Origin of the sequence: Thermobacillus sp., assembly GCF_003390775.1 — a bacterium.
GTDB lineage: Bacteria > Bacillota > Bacilli > Paenibacillales > Paenibacillaceae > Thermobacillus > Thermobacillus xylanilyticus.
The window spans coordinates 12,769-33,626 of sequence record NZ_QEWA01000021.1; the positions used below are offsets into that span (position 1 = coordinate 12,769).

Here is a 20,858-nt window from a genome sequence, read left to right on the forward strand (position 1 = left end):
TCTGGAGATGTGAGGTGTGAATTTGCGTGGAAAAGAAACTCATGCTCTCGTGTGTGTTGACTATTTTGCTGCTTCTTACAGGAACTTTCGTTTCAGATGCGGCCATTGAGGGAGAAACCTTGCTGGACAGGGCCAAAAATGCCAGTTCTCCGGAAAGACCCTACACCTCATTGAAGATCGGTCAAGGAAATACGTTGGAGGAGTTCACCTGCGAAGGAGCGTACATTCCCATCAGGGACCTGTTTGCTTCACGGGTCAGTGAGATCAGATGGGACAACAAAAGCAAAATTGCCGAAGTGGTCAATGACGGAAAATCGCTGGTGCTTAATTTCTCGAATCAGGAAATCGAAAGCACAGACACCAAAATCGTACTGCCCAAGGAATGGATCCGAATGTCGCAAGGAAAGACGGAGATCCATGCGGCGGTATTGGCCTATATTTTCAATATATACGCCGACAGATTTCCGGATGAAGAACGCGATGAATGGCGGGAAAAGTTGAGTTTTCCGGGGATCCAGGGTACGGACGCGATTTCAGAAGGCAAAGGTGTCCACTTGCAAGTGTTTGTGACGTTCAAGGAGAACACCTAAGCAAGGACGGAGAGAAGCTCTTTGACTAGCGGATAAACTCGATATGCCGATGACGCAAGCCGTCATCGGTTTTTGTTTCATCAAATTTTGATCTCAGTTTTAACACACATTTTACAAAGTCGGCGTTTCGAATTAACACTTGCCCGGTAGCATGGTCGGTGAAAGCCATCATACAGACAATGTACAAGGAGTGGTCCGAGAATGTCGAAGATGCGCAAGGGCTTCCTGCCGCTGCTCATCGCGGCCGTGATGGTATTCGCGGCGGCATGCGGAAGCGGAAGCGGCGAGAGCAATGAGAGCAACGGGGGTACGACGAGCGGGGCCGGGGGTTCAAACAATGCGAACCAGTCGACCAATGCGCAGGCGAATGAATCGAACGGCGGACAAAACAACGGCGGGGCGGAATCCGCGGCGCAGAAATTGTCCGGTTCGATCGAAATTGACGGTTCCAGCACGGTCTATCCGTTGACGGAAGCCGCGGCAGAAGAATACGCAGCGGAGCAGCCGGATGTCCGCGTGACGGTCGGCGTATCCGGAACGGGCGGCGGCTTCGAGCGGTTCTGCGCCGGCGAAATCCCGATTGCCGACGCATCCCGGCCGATCAAGGACTCGGAAGCGCAAGCGTGCAGCGAAGCCGGCATCGCGTACACGGAACTGAGCGTGGCGTATGACGGTCTGTCGGTCGTCGTCAGCAAGGACAACGATTGGGTCGACTATCTGACGGTGGAAGAACTGAACAAAATCTTCGCCCAAGGCAGCACGGTGAAGACCTGGGCGGACGTCCGCGAAGGCTGGCCGGCGGAGGAAATCAAAATGTTCTCGCCGGGCGCCGATTCCGGCACCTACGATTACTTCAACGAAGTCATCCTGGAAAAAGCGGGCATCCGGAGCGACGGCCAGATCAGCTTCAGCGAAGACGACAACACGCTGGTGCAAGGCGTCGCCGGCAACAAAGGCGGCATCGGCTACTTCGGCTTCGCCTACTATGAAGAGAACACCGACAAACTGAAAGTCGTGCCGATCGACGGCGGCAACGGTCCGATCGAGCCGACGCTCGACACGATCAAGGACGGCTCCTACTCGCCGCTGTCCCGCCCGCTGTACATCTACGTCAGCAACAAGGCGCTGGAAGAACGTCCGGAAGTGAAAGATTTCGTCCGCTTCTACATCGAGAACATCGGCGGCATGGCGAAGGAAGTCGGCTATGTCCCGCTGCCGGACGAGAAATACGCGGAAGAAGCGGCCAAGATCAAAGTCTGACGGATGCGTCTGCTCGCCGAATACCGGGAGAATCATGTGATGTCGCTTCACGGCATCACATTTTTCTCGGCGATATTGTTAACGAATCGTTAAGACAGGGAGGGGTCGCCGCATGAACGGCGAGTGGCTGCAGACCGGCGGGGCCGTCGAACCGCTGAAGCAGAAGCCGGAGACCGTCCGCGCCGCCGGCGCCTATTCATTCAAGAACGAACGCAAATCCGTCATGAACCGGCTGATGCCCGTGCTGCTTATGCTGTGCGCTTCGGTCTCGATCATCACGACCGTCGGCATCGTCTATACGCTGGTGTCGGAGACGGTGCTGTTTTTCCGCGAAGTCCCGATTGTTGAATTTCTGACCGGCACGCGGTGGTCGCCGCTGTTCGAGCCGCGGGCGTTCGGCATTCTGCCGCTGCTCGCCGGCACGCTGCTCATTACGATCATCGCCTGCGTCGTCGCGATGCCGATCGGGCTTGCCAGCGCGGTATATCTCAGCGAATATGCGCCGCGCAGGGTGCGGAACATCATCAAGCCGATTCTGGAAGTGCTCGCGGGCGTTCCGACGATCGTCTACGGTTATTTCGCCCTCAGCTTCATGACGCCGATCGTGCGGGCGATTTTTCCGGAGACCGGGATTTTCAATGCCTTGAGCGCCGGCATCGTCGTCGGGATCATGATCATCCCGATGGTGACGTCGCTCAGCGAGGACGCGATGAACGCCGTGCCGAAGAGCCTGCGCGACGGCGCATACGCGCTCGGCGCCACGAAGTTCGAGTCGGCGCTGAAGATCGTGCTGCCCGCCGCGTTGTCGGGCATCGTCGCCTCGTTCGTGCTCGCGTTCTCCCGGGCGGTCGGCGAGACGATGATCGTGACGGTGGCGGCGGGCGCGACGCCGAATCTGACTTTCAATCCGCTCGAAAGCATCCAGACGATGACGGCTTATATCGTGCAGGTCAGCCTGGGCGACACACAGCGCGGGTCGATTGAATACGGCAGCATTTTCGCCGTCGGGATGGCGCTGTTCATTATCACGTTCCTGCTGAATAGTATTGCGCAATATGTCGCCAGGAAATTCCGGGAGGAGTATTGATCATGAACCTGCTGCAAGGCGGAAACCGCCATCAGATCGCCCGCCGCCGGAAAATCGATTTTTGCCTCCATCTGCTGTTCGCCGCGGCGACGTCCGTCGGCGTCATCGCCCTGTGCGCGCTCCTGATCGACATCATGATCGACGGGATCAGCAGGCTGCAGCCCGGGCTGTTCGAGAACTTTCCGTCCCGCCGCGCCGAACGCGCCGGCATGAAGTCCGCCATCGTCGGTTCGATGTACATGCTGTGCATCATGCTGCCGATCAGTTTCGTCCTCGGCGTCGGCGCCGCCATCTGGCTGGAGGAATACGCGGGAAAGAACCGGTTCACCCGGCTGATCCAGCTCAACATCAGCACGCTGGCGGGCGTCCCGTCGATCGTCTACGGCATTCTCGGCCTGACCCTGTTCGTCCGCTTGCTCATGCTGCAGCGGAGCCTGCTCGCCGGCGCGCTCACGATGACGATTCTTGTGCTGCCGATCATCATCGTCTCCGCGCAAGAAGCGCTCCGCGCCGTGCCGAAGTCGCGCCGCGACGCCTCTTACGCCCTCGGCGCGAACCGGTGGCAGACGGTGTCGCGGGCGGTGCTGCCGTCGGCGCTGCCCGGCATTCTGACGGGCGTCATCCTCGCGATGTCGCGCGCGATCGGCGAGACCGCGCCGCTCATCATGATTGGCGCGCTCACCTACGTCGCGTTTCTGCCGAAGCACATGCTGGATCAGTTCACCGTCATGCCGATCCAGATCTACAACTGGCTGTCGAGGCCGCAGCCCGAGTTCCACGAACTGGCCGCCGCCGGCATCATCGTGCTGCTCGCCATGCTGCTGCTCATGAACTTCGCGGCGATTCTGCTGCGGAACAAGTTCTCGAAGATATCCTGACGATCCGGAGGAACGCCCATGTCCATTTCCATGCCAATGCCCGCATCCGCCGCTACGCCGGCCCGGACGGCGCGGACGCTGATCGAGATCGACCGGCTCAATCTGTACTACGGCGATTTCCACGCGCTGAAGAACGTATCGCTTGACATCCCGGAGCGGGCGGTCACCGCCTTCATCGGTCCGTCCGGCTGCGGCAAGTCGACCCTGCTCCGCTCGCTCAACCGGATGAACGACCTCATTCCGGGCACGCGGATCGAAGGGCGGATCGCGATCGCCGGGACGGATATCTATTCGCCGGAAGTCGATGTCGAGACGCTGCGCAAGAAGGTCGGCATGGTGTTCCAGCAGCCGAACCCGTTCCCGAAATCGATCTACGACAACGTCGCCTACGGCCCGCGGCTGCACGGCATCCGGAAGAAAAGCCGCCTGGACGAGATCGTCGAGTCGAGCCTGAAAGCCGCCGCGCTCTGGGACGAAGTGAAGGATCATCTGAAGCGGTCCGCGCTCAGCCTCTCGGGCGGCCAGCAGCAGCGGCTCTGCATCGCCCGGGCGCTCGCGGTCGAGCCGGACATTCTGCTCATGGACGAAGCCACGTCCGCGCTGGACCCGATCTCGACGCTGAAGATCGAGGAACTGGTGCAGCAGCTCAAGGACCGCTATACGATCGTGATGGTGACGCACAACATGCACCAGGCGGCGCGCGTCTCGAATCAGACCGTCTTCTTCCTGAACGGCGAAGTCGTCGAAAGCGCGGATACGGAGCAGTTATTCGCGGGTCCGTCCGACAGCCGGACGGAAGACTATATCAGCGGCCGGTTCGGCTGACGGACCGGCATGCGGAGAGGAGCCGGAGGAAAAAGTGATCAGGCGTGTAGAGTTCGATGAAGGGTTGAACGAGCTGAAGCAATTGCTGGTCGAGATGGGCGGGCGCGTGGAGAAGGCGATCGAAGCGTCGATGCGGGCGCTGCAGGCGATCGACGGAGACGGCGCCCGGAAGGTGGTGGCGGAGGATCCCGAACTCAACCGGCTGGAGGAGCGGATCGTCGAGCTCGGCACGCGGCTGATCGCGACGCAGCAGCCGGTCGCCAAGGATCTGCGGCGCATTCTCGTCGCCTTCCGCATTTCGAACGATCTGGAGCGGATGGGGGATCTCGCGGTCGACATCGCCAAGGCCGTGCTGCGCCTGGAAGGCCGGGAACTGATCAAGCCGCTGGTCGATCTGCCGAAGATGGCGGAGCTCGTGCAGACGATGACCCGGGAATCGATCCGGTCGTTCCTGCAGGAGAATGTCGACCTCGCGTACAAAATGGCCCGCGACGACGATGCGGTCGACGCCATCTACAGCAGTGTGCTGCAAGAATTGTTCGCCCTGCAGCCGGCCAGCGCGCGAGACTCGTCGCAGGCGATGCTGCTCAGCTTCGTCGGCCGCTACCTCGAGCGGATCGCCGACCATGCCACGAACATCGGCGAATCGGTCGTCTATCTGGTGACGAACAAGCGCCCGGATTTGAACCTGTAGCCATAACGCCCGCCCTCGAAACTTCAACAGACTGAGCGATCTTATTTTGCCGCCGTCGAAAGTATTCGACCCGTTTGGAACCGAATAACGCTTCTTGGTTCCGTTGCGACAACCATCATGCGGATTCCCGGGCAAATAACGCCTCTGAGTTCCGAAAGCATTCAGCGTAAGCTTTCTGGACGGGATCGGGGTGCCGCATGAGACCATTTCTGACGAACCTGTGCCTTCTTGGTTTGCCGTAAGCTTCGCTGCTCTGGTCTTTAACGGAACGACGTTCCGTTAACGGGCATTGACGGCTCGCGGGAGCGATAATAGCGGAACGTGGTTCCGCTATTAAACGATTTCGGGAAATTGAACGTCTGCACACCGGCTTGTAACGGAATGACGTTCCGTCAGCCGGTACGATGCTGCACTCGGACGAGCCTTTAACGGTACGTGGTTCCGTTAGCGGTCGCTTTCGGATGAGTCTGAGCTTTCCCTGGAGCCTCAAGTGGACGCGGTGTTCTCGAACGCCGCCCTGCATTGGATGACGAGACCCGGCGGGTCATCCGGTGCGTCTGGGATGCGCTCAAGCCGGGCGGAAGATTTGTCGCCGAGTTCGGCGGCAAAGACAATGTCGGGACCGTGGTCCGGGCGATCATCCGGGTGCTCGGGCGGGAGTACGGGAGGGATGTCTCGCCGCTGAATCCCTGGTATTTCCCGAGCATCGCCGAGTACAGCACGCTGCTGGAGCGGCAAGGTTTCCGGGTGGTATATGCCGCCCATTTCGACCGCCCCACCCGCATGAAGGACGGCGAGAACGGGCTGAGGGTGTGGATGGCGGGGTTTGCGGATTTCTTTTTCGAAGGGCTGACGGACAGGGAAAAAGAGGACGCAATCAGACGGATCGAGCCCGAAACGCGCCCCGCATTGTTCAGGGACGGAGCCTGGCACATCGACTACAAGAGACTCAGGATCATGGCCGTAAAACCTAAGATCGAATAGCCGCTTGCGCCGCTTTCCGACCGGGAGAGCGGCGATTTTGCATTTCGCGGGCGCCATCCCGCGCGAATGTGTTATAGTAGTCGATAGACGGTAAAAGAGAGGTGCCGCCCATGGACAAATGGATCCTGATCGACGGCAGCAGCATCGCGTTCCGCGCGTTTTTCGCCATGCCGACGCTGACGAATGCCGCCGGCATTCATACGAACGCCGTGTACGGGTTTGCGACGATGCTGCTCAAGCTGATCGAAGAAGAGAAGCCGACGCACATGCTGGTCGCGTTCGACGCGGGCAAGGTGACATTCCGCCACGAAGGATACGAGGACTACAAGGGCGGCCGCGAGAAGACGCCGCCGGAGCTGAGCGAGCAGTTCCCGCTCATCAAGGAGCTGCTGGACGCGCTCGGCGTCGCGCATTATGAACTGGAAAATTACGAAGCCGACGATATTATCGGCACGCTGTCGCGGATGGCGGAAGAAGCCGGCAAGGAGACGCTGATCGTCACCGGCGACAAGGACATGCTGCAGCTTGTCTCCGACCGCGTGACGGTGGCCATCACCCGCAAGGGCATCAGCGAAGTGGAACGGTTCACACCCGAGGCGATCCGGGAGAAATACGGCCTCACGCCGCTGCAGATCATCGATCTGAAGGGGCTGATGGGCGACGCTTCGGACAACATTCCCGGCATTCCCGGCGTCGGTGAGAAGACGGCGCTGAAGCTGCTGCACGAGTACGGTTCGGTCGAAAATGTGCTCGCGAACGCCGCAGCGCTCAAGGGCAAAATGCGTGAGAAGGTCGAGCAGCACCGGGAAGACGCGCTGATGAGCAAGCGGCTCGCGACGATCTACCGCGAGGTGCCGCTTGACCGCGGCGAGGCGGAAATCGCGTACAACGGCTACGACAGGCCGACGCTGGCCGCTGCGCTGCGCAAGCTCGGATTCCGCTCGCTGATCGAGCGGCTCGGGCTGGATCATGCCGAAGCCGGAAGCGGAGCCGGAGCGGATGCGGCAGGCGGAGCAGGGCCGGAAGCGGCGGAACTGCGCATCGTGCGGCAGACGCCGGAGACGGCCGCCGAGCTTGCGGCGGACAAGCTGGCGGAAGCCGAAGCGGTGCTGATCGAATCCGCCGGCGAGAATCCGCATCAGGCTTCGCTGATCGGGGTTGCGATCGTGATCGGCGACATCATGCACGTCCTGACGGGCGATGTGCTCAAGTCCGAAGGCGCGGCGGCCGTGCGGGACTGGCTGGCCGACCCGGAGCGGCCGAAGACCGGCTACGACCTCCACAAGGCCGCGCTCGTCCTCGGCTGGGAGGGCATGGAGCTGAACGGATTCGGGTTCGACGTGCTGCTGGCCGCCTATCTGCTCGACCCGACCGGCGGCAACGACGCCTTGAGCAGCCTCGCGGCCAAGTACAACCAGCCGCCGGTGAAGCCGGATGACGCCGTGTACGGCAAGGGCGCGAAGTTCGCGGTGCCGGACGAAGAGACGCTGGCCGGCCATCTGGCGAGCAAGGCGGACGCGATCCGGCGCATCGCGCCGCTGCAGCAGCAGGAGCTGGAGCGGCTCGGCATGCACCGGCTGTATTACGAGCTGGAGCAGCCGCTGTCCCGCGTGCTGTGCAAGATGGAGCGGCAAGGCATCGCGGTCGACGCGGAAGCGCTGGAGGAGAACGGACGCGAACTGGAACGCCAGATCGCCGATACGATCGCGGCGATCTATCGGCTTGCCGGCACGGAGTTCAATCTGAATTCGCCGAAGCAGCTCGGCGAGATTCTGTTCGAGAAGCTCGGTCTGCCCGTCAAGAAGAAGACGAAGACCGGCTATTCGACGGACGCCGAAGTGCTGGAAGCGCTGGAACCGTATCACGAGATCATCGGCCTCATCCTCCATTACCGGCAAATCTCGAAGCTGCAGTCGACATACATTGAAGGCCTGCTGAAGGAAATCCGCAAGGAGACGGGCAAGGTCCACACCTATTACCGGCAGACGATCGCCGCAACCGGCAGGCTGTCCAGCCAGTTCCCGAACCTGCAGAATATTCCGATCCGGATCGAGGAAGGCCGGCGCATCCGCAAGGCGTTCGTCCCGTCCGAGCCGGGCTGGTACATCCTGGCCGCCGACTACTCGCAGATCGAGCTGCGCGTCCTCGCCCATATCTCCGGCGACGAGCGGTTGAAAGAAGCGTTCCTCTCCGGCATGGACATCCATACGAAGACGGCGATGGACGTGTTCGGCGTGCCGGCGGATCAGGTCGACGCGAACATGCGCCGGCAGGCGAAGGCCGTTAACTTCGGCATCGTTTACGGCATCAGCGATTTCGGGTTGGCGACGAACCTGAAGATTGCGCGGAAGGAAGCGGCGGCGTTCATCGAGCAATATTTTGCGGTATTCAGGGGCGTGCGCCAATATATGGACGACATCGTCGCGAAGGCGCGGCAGGACGGCTATGTGACGACGCTGCTTGAGCGCCGGCGGTACTTGCCGGAGATCAACGCGTCGAACTACAATCTCCGGTCTTTCGCGGAACGGACGGCGATGAACACGCCGATCCAGGGCACGGCGGCTGACATCATCAAGCTGGCGATGGTGAAGATGGACGCGGAACTGCGGGATCGCGGGCTGCGCAGCCGGATGCTGCTGCAGGTGCACGACGAGCTCGTGTTCGAAGTGCCGGAAGACGAGCTGGAGACGATGAAAGAGCTCGTGCCGTCCGTGATGGAGAACGCGATCGAACTGGACGTGCCGCTCAAGGCGGAAGTCAGTTATGGCAAAAACTGGTATGAAGCGAAATAAACCGGCCAACCGGGTTGGAGAGGGGGAGGTCGAATGCCGGAACTGCCTGAAGTCGAGACCGTGGCGCGCACGCTGAACGCGCTGGTCGCCGGCAAGACGATCCGCGCCGTTACGGTGCGGCTGCCCCGCATCATTCAGCGGCCGGAAGAGCCGGAGGCGTTCGCCGCGGCGCTCGAGGGCCGAACGATCCGGAGCATCGGACGGCGCGGCAAGTTTCTGCGGTTCGTGCTGGACGACCTGGTGCTGGTCTCGCATCTGCGCATGGAAGGGCGGTACAGCGTCTGTCCGGCGGACGAGCCGATCGAGAAGCATACCCATGTGCTGTTTCATCTGACGGACGGCACGGATCTCCGGTACAAGGATGTGCGCCAGTTCGGCACGATGCATCTGTTTCGGCCGGGCGAGGAATTCGAGCAGCCGCCGCTGAGCAAGCTGGGGATGGAGCCGCTTGACGATGCCTTTACCGTGGAAGCGCTGCGCAAGCTGCTCGGCGGCCGCAAGGCGCCGATCAAGCCGCTGCTGCTGAATCAGGCGTATGTCACGGGACTGGGCAACATCTATGTCGACGAGTCGCTGCACAAGGCCGGCATCCATCCGGAGCGGCCGGCATCGTCGCTGCGCGCCGCCGAATGGACGCGGCTGCACGCTTCGATCCGCGAGACGCTGCGGGAGGCGGTGGACGCGGGCGGTTCTTCCGTCCGGTCTTATGTGAACGGCCAGGGCGAGATGGGGATGTTCCAGTTCCGCCTGTATGTTTACGGCCGGGAAGACGAGCCGTGCCGGACATGCGGCACGCCGATTGTGAAGACGGTCCTCGGCGGGCGCGGAACCCATGTCTGCCCGGTCTGCCAGCCGTACCGGAAAGCCCGGGGCCGCAGACCGGCCGGCAAGGCGCCCGCCGCCATTCCGCGGCGGATGGCCGGGGACGCGGCCGCAGCGGCGGCGGATGTGACTTCGCACTCCTAAGCGGTATCACGTCAGGCGCCCTGCCCGCCGCATGCACCCCGGCATGCTCCCTGCATATGATGGCAGTACCATCTTGGGCGGCCTTCGGTAACCGCCCGCGCAGGGAGGGGCATTCATGTTCGCTACGGGCGCGTCGCTGGCGCTGCTGGCGCTGGCGGTCAGTCTTGACGGCTTCGGTGTCGGCGCGTCATACGGCATCCGCGGCATCCGGATTCCGGCTTTGTCCGTCCTCATTATCGCGATCTGCTCCGGCTGCGTTGTCTGGATGGCGATGGCGGCCGGCGGCTGGCTGACCGCATGGCTTCCGGAAACGGTCGCGCAAACGGCGGGCGCCGTGCTGCTGATCGCCGTCGGATTGTGGGCGCTCGCGCAGCTTCGGCGCAGCGCGGGCGGCGGAGAAGCCGTCCGGGGGACGGATACCGGGGAGGATTGCGGCGGGAAGACGTCGGATGCGGTTGCTGCTAATTCGGACGCGGCGGAGGCGGGCGGTCCGGATACGTCTTCGGTTCGCTCAATCGTCCGCATCGAGCTGCGGCGGCTCGGACTGGTCATCTGCGTATTGCGCGCGCCGCAGACGGCCGACATGGATCGGTCGGGGACGATCTCCGCATCGGAAGCGGTGCTGCTCGGCTTCGCGCTGTCGCTCGACGCGCTCGGTGCGGGATTCGGCGCGGCGATGGTCGGTTTTCCCGCGCTTCCATCCGCGCTGTTCATCGCAGCGGCCAGCGGCGGGTTTCTTCTGGCGGGACTTCGATTCGGCCGGCGGTTCGCGGTCCGGTTCGCCGGCGCGAAGGCCGTGTCCGTCCTGCCCGGCCTCATTCTGATCGCCACGGGCATCGCCCGATTGATGGAAATTTGACGAGGTGACGGCATTGATCATCGGACTTACAGGCGGCATCGCGTGCGGCAAGAGCACGGTCGCCGCCATGCTCTCGGAGCGCGGCGCCTTCGTCGTCGACGCCGACCGGATCGCCCGCGAAGTCGTCATGCCGGGCGAACCGGCCCTGGCCGAAGTGGCCGCCGTCTTCGGACAAGCCGTCATCCGGGATGACGGCACGCTTGACCGGCGGAAGCTGGGCGAGATCGTATTCGCCGATCCGGACAAGCGGCGGCGGCTGGAAGCGATTCTCCATCCGGCCATCCGCGAGCGGATGTGGACGCTTATCCGGCAAGCCAAGGCGGACGAGCCCGGCCGGATGGTCGTGGCGGACATTCCGCTCCTGTACGAGACCGGTCAGGAAGGGCTGTACAACGGCGTGCTGGTCGTCTATGTGCCGCGCGAAATGCAGATCAAGCGGCTGCTTGCGCGCAATCCGGAGCTGGATGAAGCGCAGGCCCGCGAACGGATCGACGCGCAGATGGATATCGAACGGAAGAAGGAACTGGCGGACTGGGTCATTGACAACAGCGGCAGCCTGGAATCAACCAAGCGGCAGGTGGAAGCGCTCTGGCGCCGGTTGTCAGACATGCGGAAGCCATGAGGCGGCGGCGGAAGAGACGCGGATGGCTGCTTGCGGCGCTGCTGCTGTTGCTGGCGGTCCTGTACGCCGAACAGAGCGGCTGGGTGAAACAGCGCATGTATCCGATCGCGTATCGGGATGATATAAGGGCAAGCGCGCTGAGTCACGGCGTGGAGCCGCACCTGGTCGCGGCCATCATCCGCATTGAATCGAATTACAAGACGGGAAGGGTATCGAGCAAAGGCGCGCTCGGCATCATGCAGATCATGCCGGATACGGCCGCCTGGATCGTGGAGCAGGCGCGTTATGAAGGCGTGACGCTGGACAAGATCCAGCACCGCGCGGATGTCGGCATCGAGCTGGGCACCTGGTACCTGGCTTCGCTGCTCCGGCAGTTCGACGGCAACATGGCGGCAGCGGTCGCCGCGTATAATGCGGGCCCCGGCAACGTAAGCGCCTGGCTGAAGGAAGGCGTCTGGGACGGCACGCTCGCTTCGAGTGACGACATTCCGTTCGGCGAGACGCGGCGGTATGTACAACGTGTCATTTATTACTATAATAAATACAAGTCGATTTATCCGGATTTGTGACGCACACAGGTGTTTTGCATGCAAAGGGCTCGGGTGCCGCCGCCCGTCCGGCGGCAGGCACCCAAGCTTGACGATAAAGCCTCTGATACCGCGGATTATTTGAATTGCCCTGCCAGCGATTGCTCGGCAATCTGTACCAGCTTCCGGGTGATGTAACCACCGATGGAGCCGGCATCACGAGTCGTCAGGTTGCCGTAGTACCCGTCTTGCGGGAGGGCAATGCCCAGTTCTTGGGCAACTTCATACTTCATTTGGTCCAGTGCGGCATTCGCCTGCGGTACGACCAATTGGTTGCTGTTGCGGTTGCTGCCCGGCATCGTCGATTCACCTCCCTCGCGTGTGGTACCTGTATTATGCGCGATATGCAGAACATCATGACGATGCGGCGCTGGTGAGTTGTTCCCAATTTTAATCGCATGCATCCGGTCACGACATGGAGGTTTCGAAACCGATGAAATGCCCGTATTGCGAACATTCCGGCACGAAGGTGCTCGATTCCCGGCCGGCCAACGAGAACAAGTCGATCCGCCGCCGCCGCGAATGCGAGCGGTGTTTGCGCCGCTTCACGACGTTCGAGATGATCGAGGAGACGCCGCTGATCGTCATCAAGAAGGACGGCAGGCGCGAGGAGTTCAGCCGCGACAAGATGCTGCGCGGGCTGCTCAAGGCCTGCGAGAAGCGTCCCGTCTCGGTCGAGCAGCTCGAAGTGATCGTGTCCGAAGTCGAAAAGGAAATCCGTGCGACGGCGAAAGCCGAAGTCGAAAGCCGCGAAATCGGCGAGCTGGTCATGGAACAGCTCTATCCGGTCGATGAAGTGGCGTACGTCCGGTTCGCGTCCGTTTACCGGCAGTTCAAGGACATCAACATGTTCATGAAGGAATTGACGAATCTGCTCTCGAAGCATGCCATGGAAGACAAGCCAAACAGTGTCAAGCGTCTGTGAATATGTCAGGTTAACTGTTCTATGAAAATGTCAGGGATGATAGCTGATTAAACAGCCGCCGTCCTCTTGCAGACTAGCCGGATGCTGTGCTACGCTGTAACTGCTTGCTGGAGAATGGTTTTCTCCAGGGATGGTTTGCAGCGGGCTTGCGGGGGGACGCAGGCGCCGCTTCTTTTTTGGCCGTTGTTGGCGCCGGGGTCTGTGTGGCCTGTGTCTCCACACAAGGCCAGGCCCGCCCTTGATCCCACAGCCACACTTGTCCATCCATGCCGACACGCACTTCGACGACGCTCTTCGCTTCCCAGCGCGGAACACCGGGGACGGGCTTTGGCATGTAGCATATCCCTTTCCAGGAGAACGTCTGCCCGCCGCTAATTCGCCGGTATTGCCGCCGGGTGAAGATGTGCTCCAGGGGTGTTTCGGGCAGCGGACGGTAGGCCGGTTCGGCATTTTGTGGGGCGACAGCGAATTGGCGGTTGTGCTTGGCGATGAGTTCCGGTAACACGCGATTGGCTTCCTCCATCGTGCACACGTTGCGCAGCCTAAGTTCGATCACCAGACGATCCTGAAAGGTTTGCCAGAGCCGTTCGATCCGCCCTTTGGCTTGTGGGGACAACGCCTCGATATGGGTAATGCCCAGATCGGCGATGGCCTGTCCGAAGGTGGAAAGCGACGGCGGCTCACCGGCCAATTCCTGCTCGAGGGTCGGCTTGCCCTTGGGCGGGTGAAAAATGGAGTGTTGGTCGCTGTAGAGCGCAAGCGGTACGCCTTTGCGCCTAAGTCCCTCGATCATGACGGTCACGTAGCCCTCCAGTGTTTCAGTCGGGCGGAAGGTGGCCGCGACCACTTCCCCGGTGGCGTCATCGATGATGCCGTGCAGGGTGAGCATGGGACCGCGATCCTCTAGCCAGGCATAGGGAGAAGCATCGATCTGCCACAGCATGCCCGCTTGAGGTTTGCGGGGGCGGGGTCGGTGAGCCTTCGGACGACGGCGCAGCCGCGCGGGACGCAACCCGCCTTCCAGCAGAATGCGGCGGACCGAAGAGACGCTTAAATGGATATTTTCGTGTTCGGCCAACAACTCGGCAAAGTGGGTGGCATTGCTTCCGAAGTAGCGCTCCTGATACAGGAGCATAACGCGTTGTTTAAGCGAATCGGCCAAGGTATGAGCGGGCTTACGGCCCCGATTCCCATGAGCGATGGCTTGTGCACCTCCGAGGCGATATTTGGCCTTAAGCCGATACGCTTGCCGAATACTGATGCCAAGAATGCGCGCGACATCCTGTTCCGCGAGATGGCCATCGATCCATTTTTCAAGAACCATAGCGCGTTTCAGTTCGCTCTTCGTCAAGGTGATCTGCTCCTTGCTCATACTGACATTTTCTCGGAACAGTTACACCCTGACAATATCACAGCACAACAACAGGAAGACAAGCCAAACAGTTGACAGCCCGGCCGCCTTCATGCTATATTATTTTCTGTTGCCGCACTTGATCGAATGTGCGGTATTGTCAGGAAATCCGGGCCTTTAGCTCAGCTGGGAGAGCGCTTCGCTGGCAGCGAAGAGGTCAGCGGTTCGAACCCGCTAAGGTCCACCATACCACGAACGCATGCAGTCCTTCGGGACTGATTTTTTCTTGGCTCGGGTATAGGGGTTAGGCAGCCTCAGCCGTTCCGCCGCATCCTGACAAAATTGCTGCAAAAATCATTTGAAAAACATGTTGACATCGAGTTGTGGAAGTGATATTATCTTTTTGTCGGCTTCGATGAAGCGACTTTCTCAAAACGGGTTCTTAGCTCAGTTGGTAGAGCAGGTGACTCTTAATCATCAGGTCCAGGGTTCGAGCCCCTGAGAACCCACCATTAACGAAGACAGACCGCCGGTCGCATGACCGGCGGTTTTTTATTTGCGTCGGCGGTGCAAGCTTAGTTTGGCCTGAACGCCGCCTCCAGGGCGCCCGTGTTCTCGAAACCGCGGAAATATTTGATCTTGCCGTCCTGCACTTCGACGACGACCGCCCAGCAGCTCTCGAACGTCCGGTTTGTGCTGCGGACCCGGTGCTTGAACCTTACCCACGCGAAGGCGGAAGTTTCATCGGCGAGGACTTTGCGGATTTCGAATTCCTGCGGATCGAGGTCTCTCGCAAACTTGGAGAGCAGCGTCCTTATTATGGACGGAACGATGGATGTCGGCGTCACCACCGTGCCGGATCATCCGGACGGCAGTATCGCGGTCGTCCCGCTGTTTCACGAAGAATTTGTGCTGGCGGTTCGCGCCGATCACCCGATGGCGAAGGCCAAGGCGATCCCGTTCGATCATTTGCGGCAAATCCGGATGTTCATGTTCGGCGCGGAACATCAGATCACGAAGCGGATCCGCGCTTGCTGCGAGGCGAAAGGGCTGGTCCTCGACAATCCCATCGTGACTTCCACGCTGTCGACGCTCCTGTCGCTCGTCGGACAAGGTCTGGGCGGAGCCATCCTTCCGCGGCTGCTGCTTGAGTATATGCGGCCCGACAACATTGCCGCCGTCACGCTGCTCGATCCCACGCCGAGCCAGGACATCTGCACTCTGTACCGCACGGACAAATATTTGAGCCAAGCCGCAAGAATCTTTATGGACGATCTGGTTTCTTTCGTGGAAAGCGTCAAGGCGCAGGCTGCCCTGTCATCGGGCTGAACCGTGCAGACGAATTGGAAAGAACGAACGACAACACGCACGCGCTGCGGTTCTATCAGAAGCAGGGCTTTCATCTGCATGCGCTTCGCGTCAACGCGCTTGCGGAATCGCGCAAGCTGAAGCCGGAAATTCCGGAGGTCGGCAATGACGGCTTTTCGCTGCGCGACGAGATCGAGTTGAGCATGTGGCTGGATTGATGGGAATTGGACTAACGGAACCATAAGACGCTATTTTATCGCCCACGCAATCTTTTGAATGTATAACGGAACGTGGTGCACTTATTGGGGCTGCGTGGACGATTTTTTTGCCTTTTTTCTGCAATAAAGTCATCTGGTTCCTTTAGCGCATGTAAATCGCATGATTTTGACCAATAGCGTATGTACGTTCCGTTAGCATTGAGCCTGTTACGCGTCATAACGTCTCTTCGCCCGGCCGTCCGATAGCCTGTCGCCGACGTTGACTTGATATGTGCGGTATCGAATATTGCCGCTCGCGACGACCAGATGGTTCGAATCTACAAGCCGATGCAGCACTTTGCGGGCATACCGTTCGGTGATTCGCAGATGACCGGCCAACTCGTTCGGCGTAAACGGCCGGAGCAGCCTGCGCGCGAACCGGACCGTTTCCGCCTCCAGCCAGTCCAGCCCCGCATCCGCATCGAAAGACAAAAATTTACCCACAAAGGACAACACCAGCTGCTTGCAAAACTCCGGCTCTTCCCGGATCGACAGGTACGCCACCGGCAGCCAGATCCAGCCGTCGAGCGAGAGCAGGCTTTGCCGGCGGCACAGATCCTTGAACCTCCGCGTATCCAGATCGCGAGCATGCGTCCGATAGTCCTGAATCTCGATGTTGCCTTTGGCGCCGCCCGGCATGAACGCGAGATCCAGATATTGGTAACCCTGGTGGAAATCGCGGACTTCCCATTCCGCATGCAAATGATTGAACGATCCGACAACGGGATACCAGATGCTGCGAAGAAACTCCACCGTACCATGGCTGAGCCCTTTTTCCAAAAGCTCGCGTCTCCGGTGGTTCTTCTCCTCCGCTATTTGCTTCTGCATCCACAGCTCATACTGTTTGGTGAACACGACGAATCTCCCCTCAATGAAAAATGCCGCTTCGATCCCGTGGGAGGATCAAAGCGGCATGTGCTTCATGACCGTTGATTTGAATATAACACCGGACAGCGCCGGGATCAAGCGCGGCATTCCCGTTCCGGAAGCGCAGAAGCGGGCAATTCAAACGGCGGTGATGAGGAGGACCGTCAGCGTTTTTCAACCGCGGCAAGTGAAAGAATCGCCCCCCAAACTTCCAACTTTTTTCAATCCCGCGCCGTCTAATTGGCATAAGCAACCGCTATTGCGTTCGAGCCTTATCCGGAATACATCGTATCTTGAAACGGCGCTTGCCTCGACAGCACGAATGCCCGGGATCTCCCGCGGAACGGGAGACAGCCGGGCATTTGCATTTGCTCGATAACAGCCGTCATCGCTATATTCGCACGACCATTCAAACCTCGCGGCCTGCCGGCGCCGTCCGGCTGCCCGCCAGCATCCAGACGGCGAGGACGAACATGGCGTGCGACCAGGTCAGCGGCACGACCCAGGCCGTTTCGCCGGTGCTGCGGTCGACTTGTTCCGGCAGCAGGCCGAGGCGCGTCCGGTGGTCGATCGCCCATTGCATCAGCCGCTCAGCTTCGTCCGGCCGTCCCTGGGCAATGCGGAATTGCGCGAGCCACAGCGTGGTCAGAATCCACGGGTTGCCACCGATGTACCGGTCGTTCTCGTAGCGCTTGATGCCGCCGACACCGGGCGTCCACAGCGCTTCCTGCACCCGGTCAGCCGTCTTCGCCATCCGCTCGTCGCTGACGTCAAGCGCCGCGAAGGGTACCGCAAGGCCGAGCAGGCTGACATCGACGATCGGATCGACGTCCAGCACATACCGCGCGTAGCCTTTGGCCGTCCGGGTGACCGTGCCGCCGGCTCCCGCCCCGACGGCGGCGTTGTACTGGTCTTCCGGCACGTTCAGTCGGATGGAGCGGTAATGGCAGCCGCGACCGGCATCCCACAGATGAGCGGCGATGCTGTCACGCACGCGCCGCGCGGCACCGCGCCACTTCTCGGCCGGTTCCCGCCGGCCGCGCGCCTCCGCGATGCGAGCGGCTGCGTCGAGGCCGCCAAAAACGGCCGCCGAGGAATAGGCGTGCTGGGCGACCCGTTCTTCCCACAAGTCATGGGACGGCTTCGGCAGGCCGTTCTCATCCAGCATGCGGACGAGGAAATCGGCGCCCCGCTCGACCGCTTCCCACACTTCATCGCCGAGCACCCATTCGCTGCCCGTCAGCTCGTAATGCCGCCACAATCCCCACAGGATCGATGCGCCTTCGTCAATCTGCAATCCCCACGACGGCGCGAGCGTGCCGTCATGATAGTGCCGCTGCTGCCACGCGCCGGACCGGTCCTGCGCGGTGAGCGCCCAGCGGAAGAACTTCTCTGACAGCGTCCCGAGTCCGGCCAGGTCCATCGCGGTTGCGATAAACGCGGCGTCCCGGCCCCAGCAGTAGCCGTATCCACCCGAGCGGGCGTAGGATTCATCCATTTCGGGCGCGGCAATGACGGCGCCGGACAGCTCGTCGCTCATCAGCTTCATGACGAGCAGGGAGCGCTCGTACAGGCTGCGGATCGGCTCATCGCCGATCGGGCACGGGTTGGCCGCCTTGAGCCAGTCGTGCCAATAATCGGCGGTTCGGCTATAGAGCTCGGCGTATGGCAAGGAGCGAAGTTCGCCGAGCAGCTCCAGGGCCGGTTCGATCCGATCCGCAGCCGACAGGTACAGCGTCAGCTCAACCGTTCCGTCGGGCGCGACATCCGGGAAGGTCCAGGCCAGCGCGCCGCCGGCGCCCAGCTGCGCTTCCGATCCGTTCAGCCGTCCGGATTCCGCCTCCTCGCGAGATGCGCCCGCCTGAAATTCGCTGCATGCCCGGTCCGCCGACACGGCGAAGACGTGCGCTCCCCGGTAATGGACGACAGCATCCGACGGTTCGTCGAAGAGCACCGCCTGATGATGGGGCGTCTCGCCGATCCAGAATGAAGCATAATGGATGAATTGCAGGGAGACGCTGCGAACTCCGGTGTTCGTGATCCGGTAATGACGAATCAGGGCTTCAACGTCGGGAACGACGAATTGCGTCGACTCGATCGAGACCGGGTGATCCGGGTGCGTGACGGTGCTGCGCATGATGTTGGTTCCGGGCTCGTACCCGGCGTCCGCCCGCCAGCCGTCCGTTTCGCTGTCGAACCACAGCGTGCTTCCGCCGTCGATCCGGATGCCGGTCCGCCACTCGTCCAGATGCTGCGGGCTGTCGATGTGCGGATGCCACAGACGATAGATGCGTCCTCCGGCTCCGAGCGCGGCCAGCATGCGGGAATTGCCGATGACGGCGTCAATCAGATGCGGTTTTTTGGACAGGTCGATTCGTTGCTGCGCTGCTTGTTGCAATCGCGTCATCTCCTCACGGGCATGAATTTGGCAGGCTTATCCAAAACTTCATTTGACGGACGAGCCGCGCACGATCAGACGGTGCGGAATGATTTTGCGGGTCTGGTGCAGCGGTTCCTTGGCAATCGTCTTGATCAGCGTCTGCGCCGTCATGTAGCCGATCTGGTACGTGCCGATGTCCACGCTGGTGAGCGGCGGCGACATATGCTCGGACAGTGAAATGTTGTTGAAGCCGACCAGGCACATGTCCTGCGGGACGGAGTAGCCGAGTTCGTTCAGGCCGTGCAGCACGCCGAAGGCGACGATGTCGTCGATGACGACGAGCGCGGTCGGCCGCTCGGGCAAATTCATCAGCATCGACATGGCGCGGTAGCCCGTCTCCTGCAGAAACTCGCCTTCAACGATCCAGTCTTCCGAAATGCTCAGCCCGGCTTCGAGCATGGCTTGCCGATATCCCGTGAGCCGGTCCTGCGAGACGGTCAGCTCCTGCGGGCCGCTGACGAAGCCGATCCGCTCATGCCCCTGGTTGATCAGGTGGCGGGTGGCATCGTATGCCGCCTGCACGTTGTCGTTGTCGACCGTCGGCGCATCGGGGAAGTCCGGAGAGCGGCCGATGATGACGAACGGGAACCCGACTTCATTGAGAAAATGGATCAGCGGGTCTTTCGTCTTCGAGCTGAGCAGAATGATCCCGTCGACCCGACGCCCGCGCACCAGCCGTTTGACGGTCTCGAGCTCGTCCGATTCGCTGCTTCCGGACGCGATGAGCAGGTCGTACCCCGAACGGTTGGCCTGCGCGAGAATGCCGCGCAGCACTTCATGGAAGAAGTAGTTCTGGAACAGCTCTTCGGCCGGACGGGGCAGAATGACGCCCAATATATGGGTGGCTTTCGACACGAGCCCCTTGGCCATGCTGTTCGGATGATAGCCGAGCTCTTCCATGACCCGGGTGACGCGTTCGATCGTTTCCTTGCTGATCCGCGGGTGCTTCGAGATGACGCGGGATACGGTCGAAGGCGATACGCCGGCCCTCCTTGCGACGTCCTTGATGGTGACGGACATGGTTGTTTTCCCTCCGTGCAATCGTTACCACACAAATGTTAGGTACAATAGTACAGGAAATCAATTAAATTGTAAAGATTGGACCAATCCTGAGCGTACAAGCGCTCACCGGGGATGCTTGTTGCACGGATCAGTCTTCCAAAACACGAGAAAAAACGACTATAAACAAAGCAATCAGGAGAAAACCCAATGCAAACGGACCATAATCTTGAAATATGGCCAAATCAGCATTGTGCAAACGATTTACTAATTTTACCCCATCCCTTATGATAGCGTTAAACAATAAAGCGCTTACGTCGACGGAAAAGCGCTGCCAACAAGCATAATTTCCAGCTCTGATGCAGATGGTCGGCGTTTTTCCACGAAGTTTGTACAAACGTTTGCTCAGATTCCGTTCTGGGCTCCGCGCTTGAAAGCAGGCAAAGGGGGGAAGTGCCGCCGGTTTGCGCCAGGAGGTTTGAAATTCGCCAGGAATACGGAAGGTGTGCACTCGCATCTGTCATTTTCCCGGTTACATGACGACAAGGAAAGGGGTTCTCACGCGAA

At 60.6% G+C, this 20,858-nt stretch carries 22 protein-coding genes and 2 tRNA genes; 17 read left to right on the plus strand and 7 right to left on the minus strand.

Features of this window, described 5'->3' with window-relative positions:
* The first annotated feature begins 26 nt into the window (after window positions 1-26).
* The 12 genes from C6W55_RS01420 to C6W55_RS01475 all read left to right on the plus strand — a co-directional run bounded on the left by C6W55_RS01420 (window position 27) and on the right by C6W55_RS01475 (window position 12,126).
* Window positions 27-590, plus strand: coding sequence for a stalk domain-containing protein (locus C6W55_RS01420; RefSeq protein WP_286891051.1), 564 nt, complete (start codon window positions 27-29; stop codon window positions 588-590).
* A gap of 201 nt (window positions 591-791) precedes the next feature.
* Window positions 792-1,850 (plus strand): PstS family phosphate ABC transporter substrate-binding protein, encoded by a 1,059-nt coding sequence (locus C6W55_RS01425; RefSeq protein WP_286891052.1) that lies wholly within the window; start codon window positions 792-794, stop codon window positions 1,848-1,850.
* Between the two features lie 223 nt (window positions 1,851-2,073).
* The gene (gene pstC / locus C6W55_RS01430) at window positions 2,074-2,937 is read left to right on the plus strand and encodes a phosphate ABC transporter permease subunit PstC (protein ID WP_041854244.1); all 864 of its coding nucleotides are present in this window, start codon (window positions 2,074-2,076) and stop codon (window positions 2,935-2,937) included.
* 2 nt (window positions 2,938-2,939) lie between these two features.
* On the plus strand, window positions 2,940-3,815 hold the full coding sequence (gene pstA, locus C6W55_RS01435; protein WP_286891053.1) for a phosphate ABC transporter permease PstA: 876 nt from the start codon (window positions 2,940-2,942) through the stop codon (window positions 3,813-3,815).
* Window positions 3,816-3,851: 36 nt separating this feature from the next.
* Window positions 3,852-4,640, plus strand: a complete 789-nt coding sequence (pstB, locus tag C6W55_RS01440) for a phosphate ABC transporter ATP-binding protein PstB (protein WP_052835844.1) — start codon at window positions 3,852-3,854, stop codon at window positions 4,638-4,640.
* Between the two features lie 34 nt (window positions 4,641-4,674).
* Entirely contained in the window at window positions 4,675-5,334 is a 660-nt protein-coding gene (phoU, locus tag C6W55_RS01445; RefSeq protein WP_015254250.1) for a phosphate signaling complex protein PhoU, read from the plus strand.
* A gap of 522 nt (window positions 5,335-5,856) precedes the next feature.
* Complete coding sequence (locus tag C6W55_RS01450) at window positions 5,857-6,318, plus strand: hypothetical protein (protein WP_052835845.1); 462 nt, start codon at window positions 5,857-5,859, stop codon at window positions 6,316-6,318.
* Between the two features lie 110 nt (window positions 6,319-6,428).
* Window positions 6,429-9,110 carry a DNA polymerase I gene (gene polA, locus C6W55_RS01455; RefSeq protein WP_286891057.1) on the plus strand — a complete coding sequence of 894 codons (2,682 nt, stop codon included), beginning with the start codon at window positions 6,429-6,431 and terminating at the stop codon, window positions 9,108-9,110.
* Between the two features lie 33 nt (window positions 9,111-9,143).
* Entirely contained in the window at window positions 9,144-10,076 is a 933-nt protein-coding gene (gene mutM / locus C6W55_RS01460) for a DNA-formamidopyrimidine glycosylase (RefSeq protein WP_015254252.1), read from the plus strand.
* 115 nt (window positions 10,077-10,191) lie between these two features.
* Window positions 10,192-10,935: an MntP/YtaF family protein gene (locus C6W55_RS01465; RefSeq protein WP_286891060.1), complete on the plus strand. Its 744-nt coding sequence runs from the start codon at window positions 10,192-10,194 to the stop codon at window positions 10,933-10,935.
* Between the two features lie 13 nt (window positions 10,936-10,948).
* A complete protein-coding gene (gene coaE, locus C6W55_RS01470) occupies window positions 10,949-11,557 on the plus strand; it encodes a dephospho-CoA kinase (RefSeq protein WP_286891061.1) in 609 nt (202 codons plus the stop codon).
* Window positions 11,554-12,126 carry a lytic transglycosylase domain-containing protein gene (locus tag C6W55_RS01475; protein WP_015254255.1) on the plus strand — a complete coding sequence of 191 codons (573 nt, stop codon included), beginning with the start codon at window positions 11,554-11,556 and terminating at the stop codon, window positions 12,124-12,126. The genes coaE and C6W55_RS01475 overlap by 4 nt, the downstream gene beginning before the upstream one ends.
* Window positions 12,127-12,221: 95 nt before the next feature.
* Here C6W55_RS01475 and C6W55_RS01480 read toward each other — a convergent pair whose 3' ends face one another.
* Window positions 12,222-12,443 carry an alpha/beta-type small acid-soluble spore protein gene (locus C6W55_RS01480; protein WP_015254256.1) on the minus strand — a complete coding sequence of 74 codons (222 nt, stop codon included), beginning with the start codon at window positions 12,441-12,443 and terminating at the stop codon, window positions 12,222-12,224.
* A gap of 134 nt (window positions 12,444-12,577) precedes the next feature.
* Here C6W55_RS01480 and nrdR point away from each other — a divergent pair, with 134 nt between their 5' ends.
* A complete protein-coding gene (gene nrdR, locus C6W55_RS01485) occupies window positions 12,578-13,069 on the plus strand; it encodes a transcriptional regulator NrdR (RefSeq protein ID WP_286891064.1) in 492 nt (163 codons plus the stop codon).
* Between the two features lie 73 nt (window positions 13,070-13,142).
* Here the strand turns inward: nrdR and C6W55_RS01490 are convergent, their stop codons facing one another.
* On the minus strand, window positions 13,143-14,420 hold the full coding sequence (locus tag C6W55_RS01490) for an ISNCY family transposase (protein WP_286891066.1): 1,278 nt from the start codon (window positions 14,418-14,420) through the stop codon (window positions 13,143-13,145).
* 171 nt (window positions 14,421-14,591) lie between these two features.
* Between C6W55_RS01490 and C6W55_RS01495 the strand changes: the two genes are divergently transcribed.
* Both C6W55_RS01495 and C6W55_RS01500 read left to right on the plus strand, forming a co-directional pair.
* Window positions 14,592-14,667: transfer RNA gene (locus C6W55_RS01495), tRNA-Ala, on the plus strand.
* A gap of 189 nt (window positions 14,668-14,856) precedes the next feature.
* Window positions 14,857-14,932: transfer RNA gene (locus C6W55_RS01500), tRNA-Lys, on the plus strand.
* A gap of 63 nt (window positions 14,933-14,995) precedes the next feature.
* On the opposite strand, the gene C6W55_RS01505 is transcribed toward C6W55_RS01500, so the two are convergent.
* Window positions 14,996-15,271 (minus strand): nuclear transport factor 2 family protein, encoded by a 276-nt coding sequence (locus C6W55_RS01505; protein ID WP_213485171.1) that lies wholly within the window; start codon window positions 15,269-15,271, stop codon window positions 14,996-14,998.
* Here C6W55_RS01505 and C6W55_RS01510 point away from each other — a divergent pair.
* Both C6W55_RS01510 and C6W55_RS01515 read left to right on the plus strand, forming a co-directional pair.
* Window positions 15,240-15,749 (plus strand): LysR family transcriptional regulator substrate-binding protein, encoded by a 510-nt coding sequence (locus C6W55_RS01510; RefSeq protein WP_052835847.1) that lies wholly within the window; start codon window positions 15,240-15,242, stop codon window positions 15,747-15,749. The two genes, C6W55_RS01505 and C6W55_RS01510, sit on opposite strands and share 32 nt — an antisense overlap.
* A gap of 14 nt (window positions 15,750-15,763) precedes the next feature.
* Entirely contained in the window at window positions 15,764-15,946 is a 183-nt protein-coding gene (locus tag C6W55_RS01515; protein WP_052835848.1) for a hypothetical protein, read from the plus strand.
* 207 nt (window positions 15,947-16,153) lie between these two features.
* On the opposite strand, the gene C6W55_RS01520 is transcribed toward C6W55_RS01515, so the two are convergent.
* The 4 genes from C6W55_RS01520 to C6W55_RS01535 form a co-directional block, all read right to left on the minus strand.
* Window positions 16,154-16,840 (minus strand): transcriptional regulator, encoded by a 687-nt coding sequence (locus C6W55_RS01520; protein ID WP_286891067.1) that lies wholly within the window; start codon window positions 16,838-16,840, stop codon window positions 16,154-16,156.
* Between the two features lie 421 nt (window positions 16,841-17,261).
* Complete coding sequence (locus C6W55_RS01525) at window positions 17,262-19,250, minus strand: glycoside hydrolase family 15 protein (protein ID WP_286891068.1); 1,989 nt, start codon at window positions 19,248-19,250, stop codon at window positions 17,262-17,264.
* A gap of 48 nt (window positions 19,251-19,298) precedes the next feature.
* Window positions 19,299-20,312, minus strand: a complete 1,014-nt coding sequence (locus tag C6W55_RS01530; protein ID WP_286891070.1) for a LacI family DNA-binding transcriptional regulator — start codon at window positions 20,310-20,312, stop codon at window positions 19,299-19,301.
* Between the two features lie 130 nt (window positions 20,313-20,442).
* Complete coding sequence (locus C6W55_RS01535) at window positions 20,443-20,808, minus strand: hypothetical protein (RefSeq protein WP_286891072.1); 366 nt, start codon at window positions 20,806-20,808, stop codon at window positions 20,443-20,445.
* Between the last annotated feature and the right edge of the window lie 50 nt (window positions 20,809-20,858).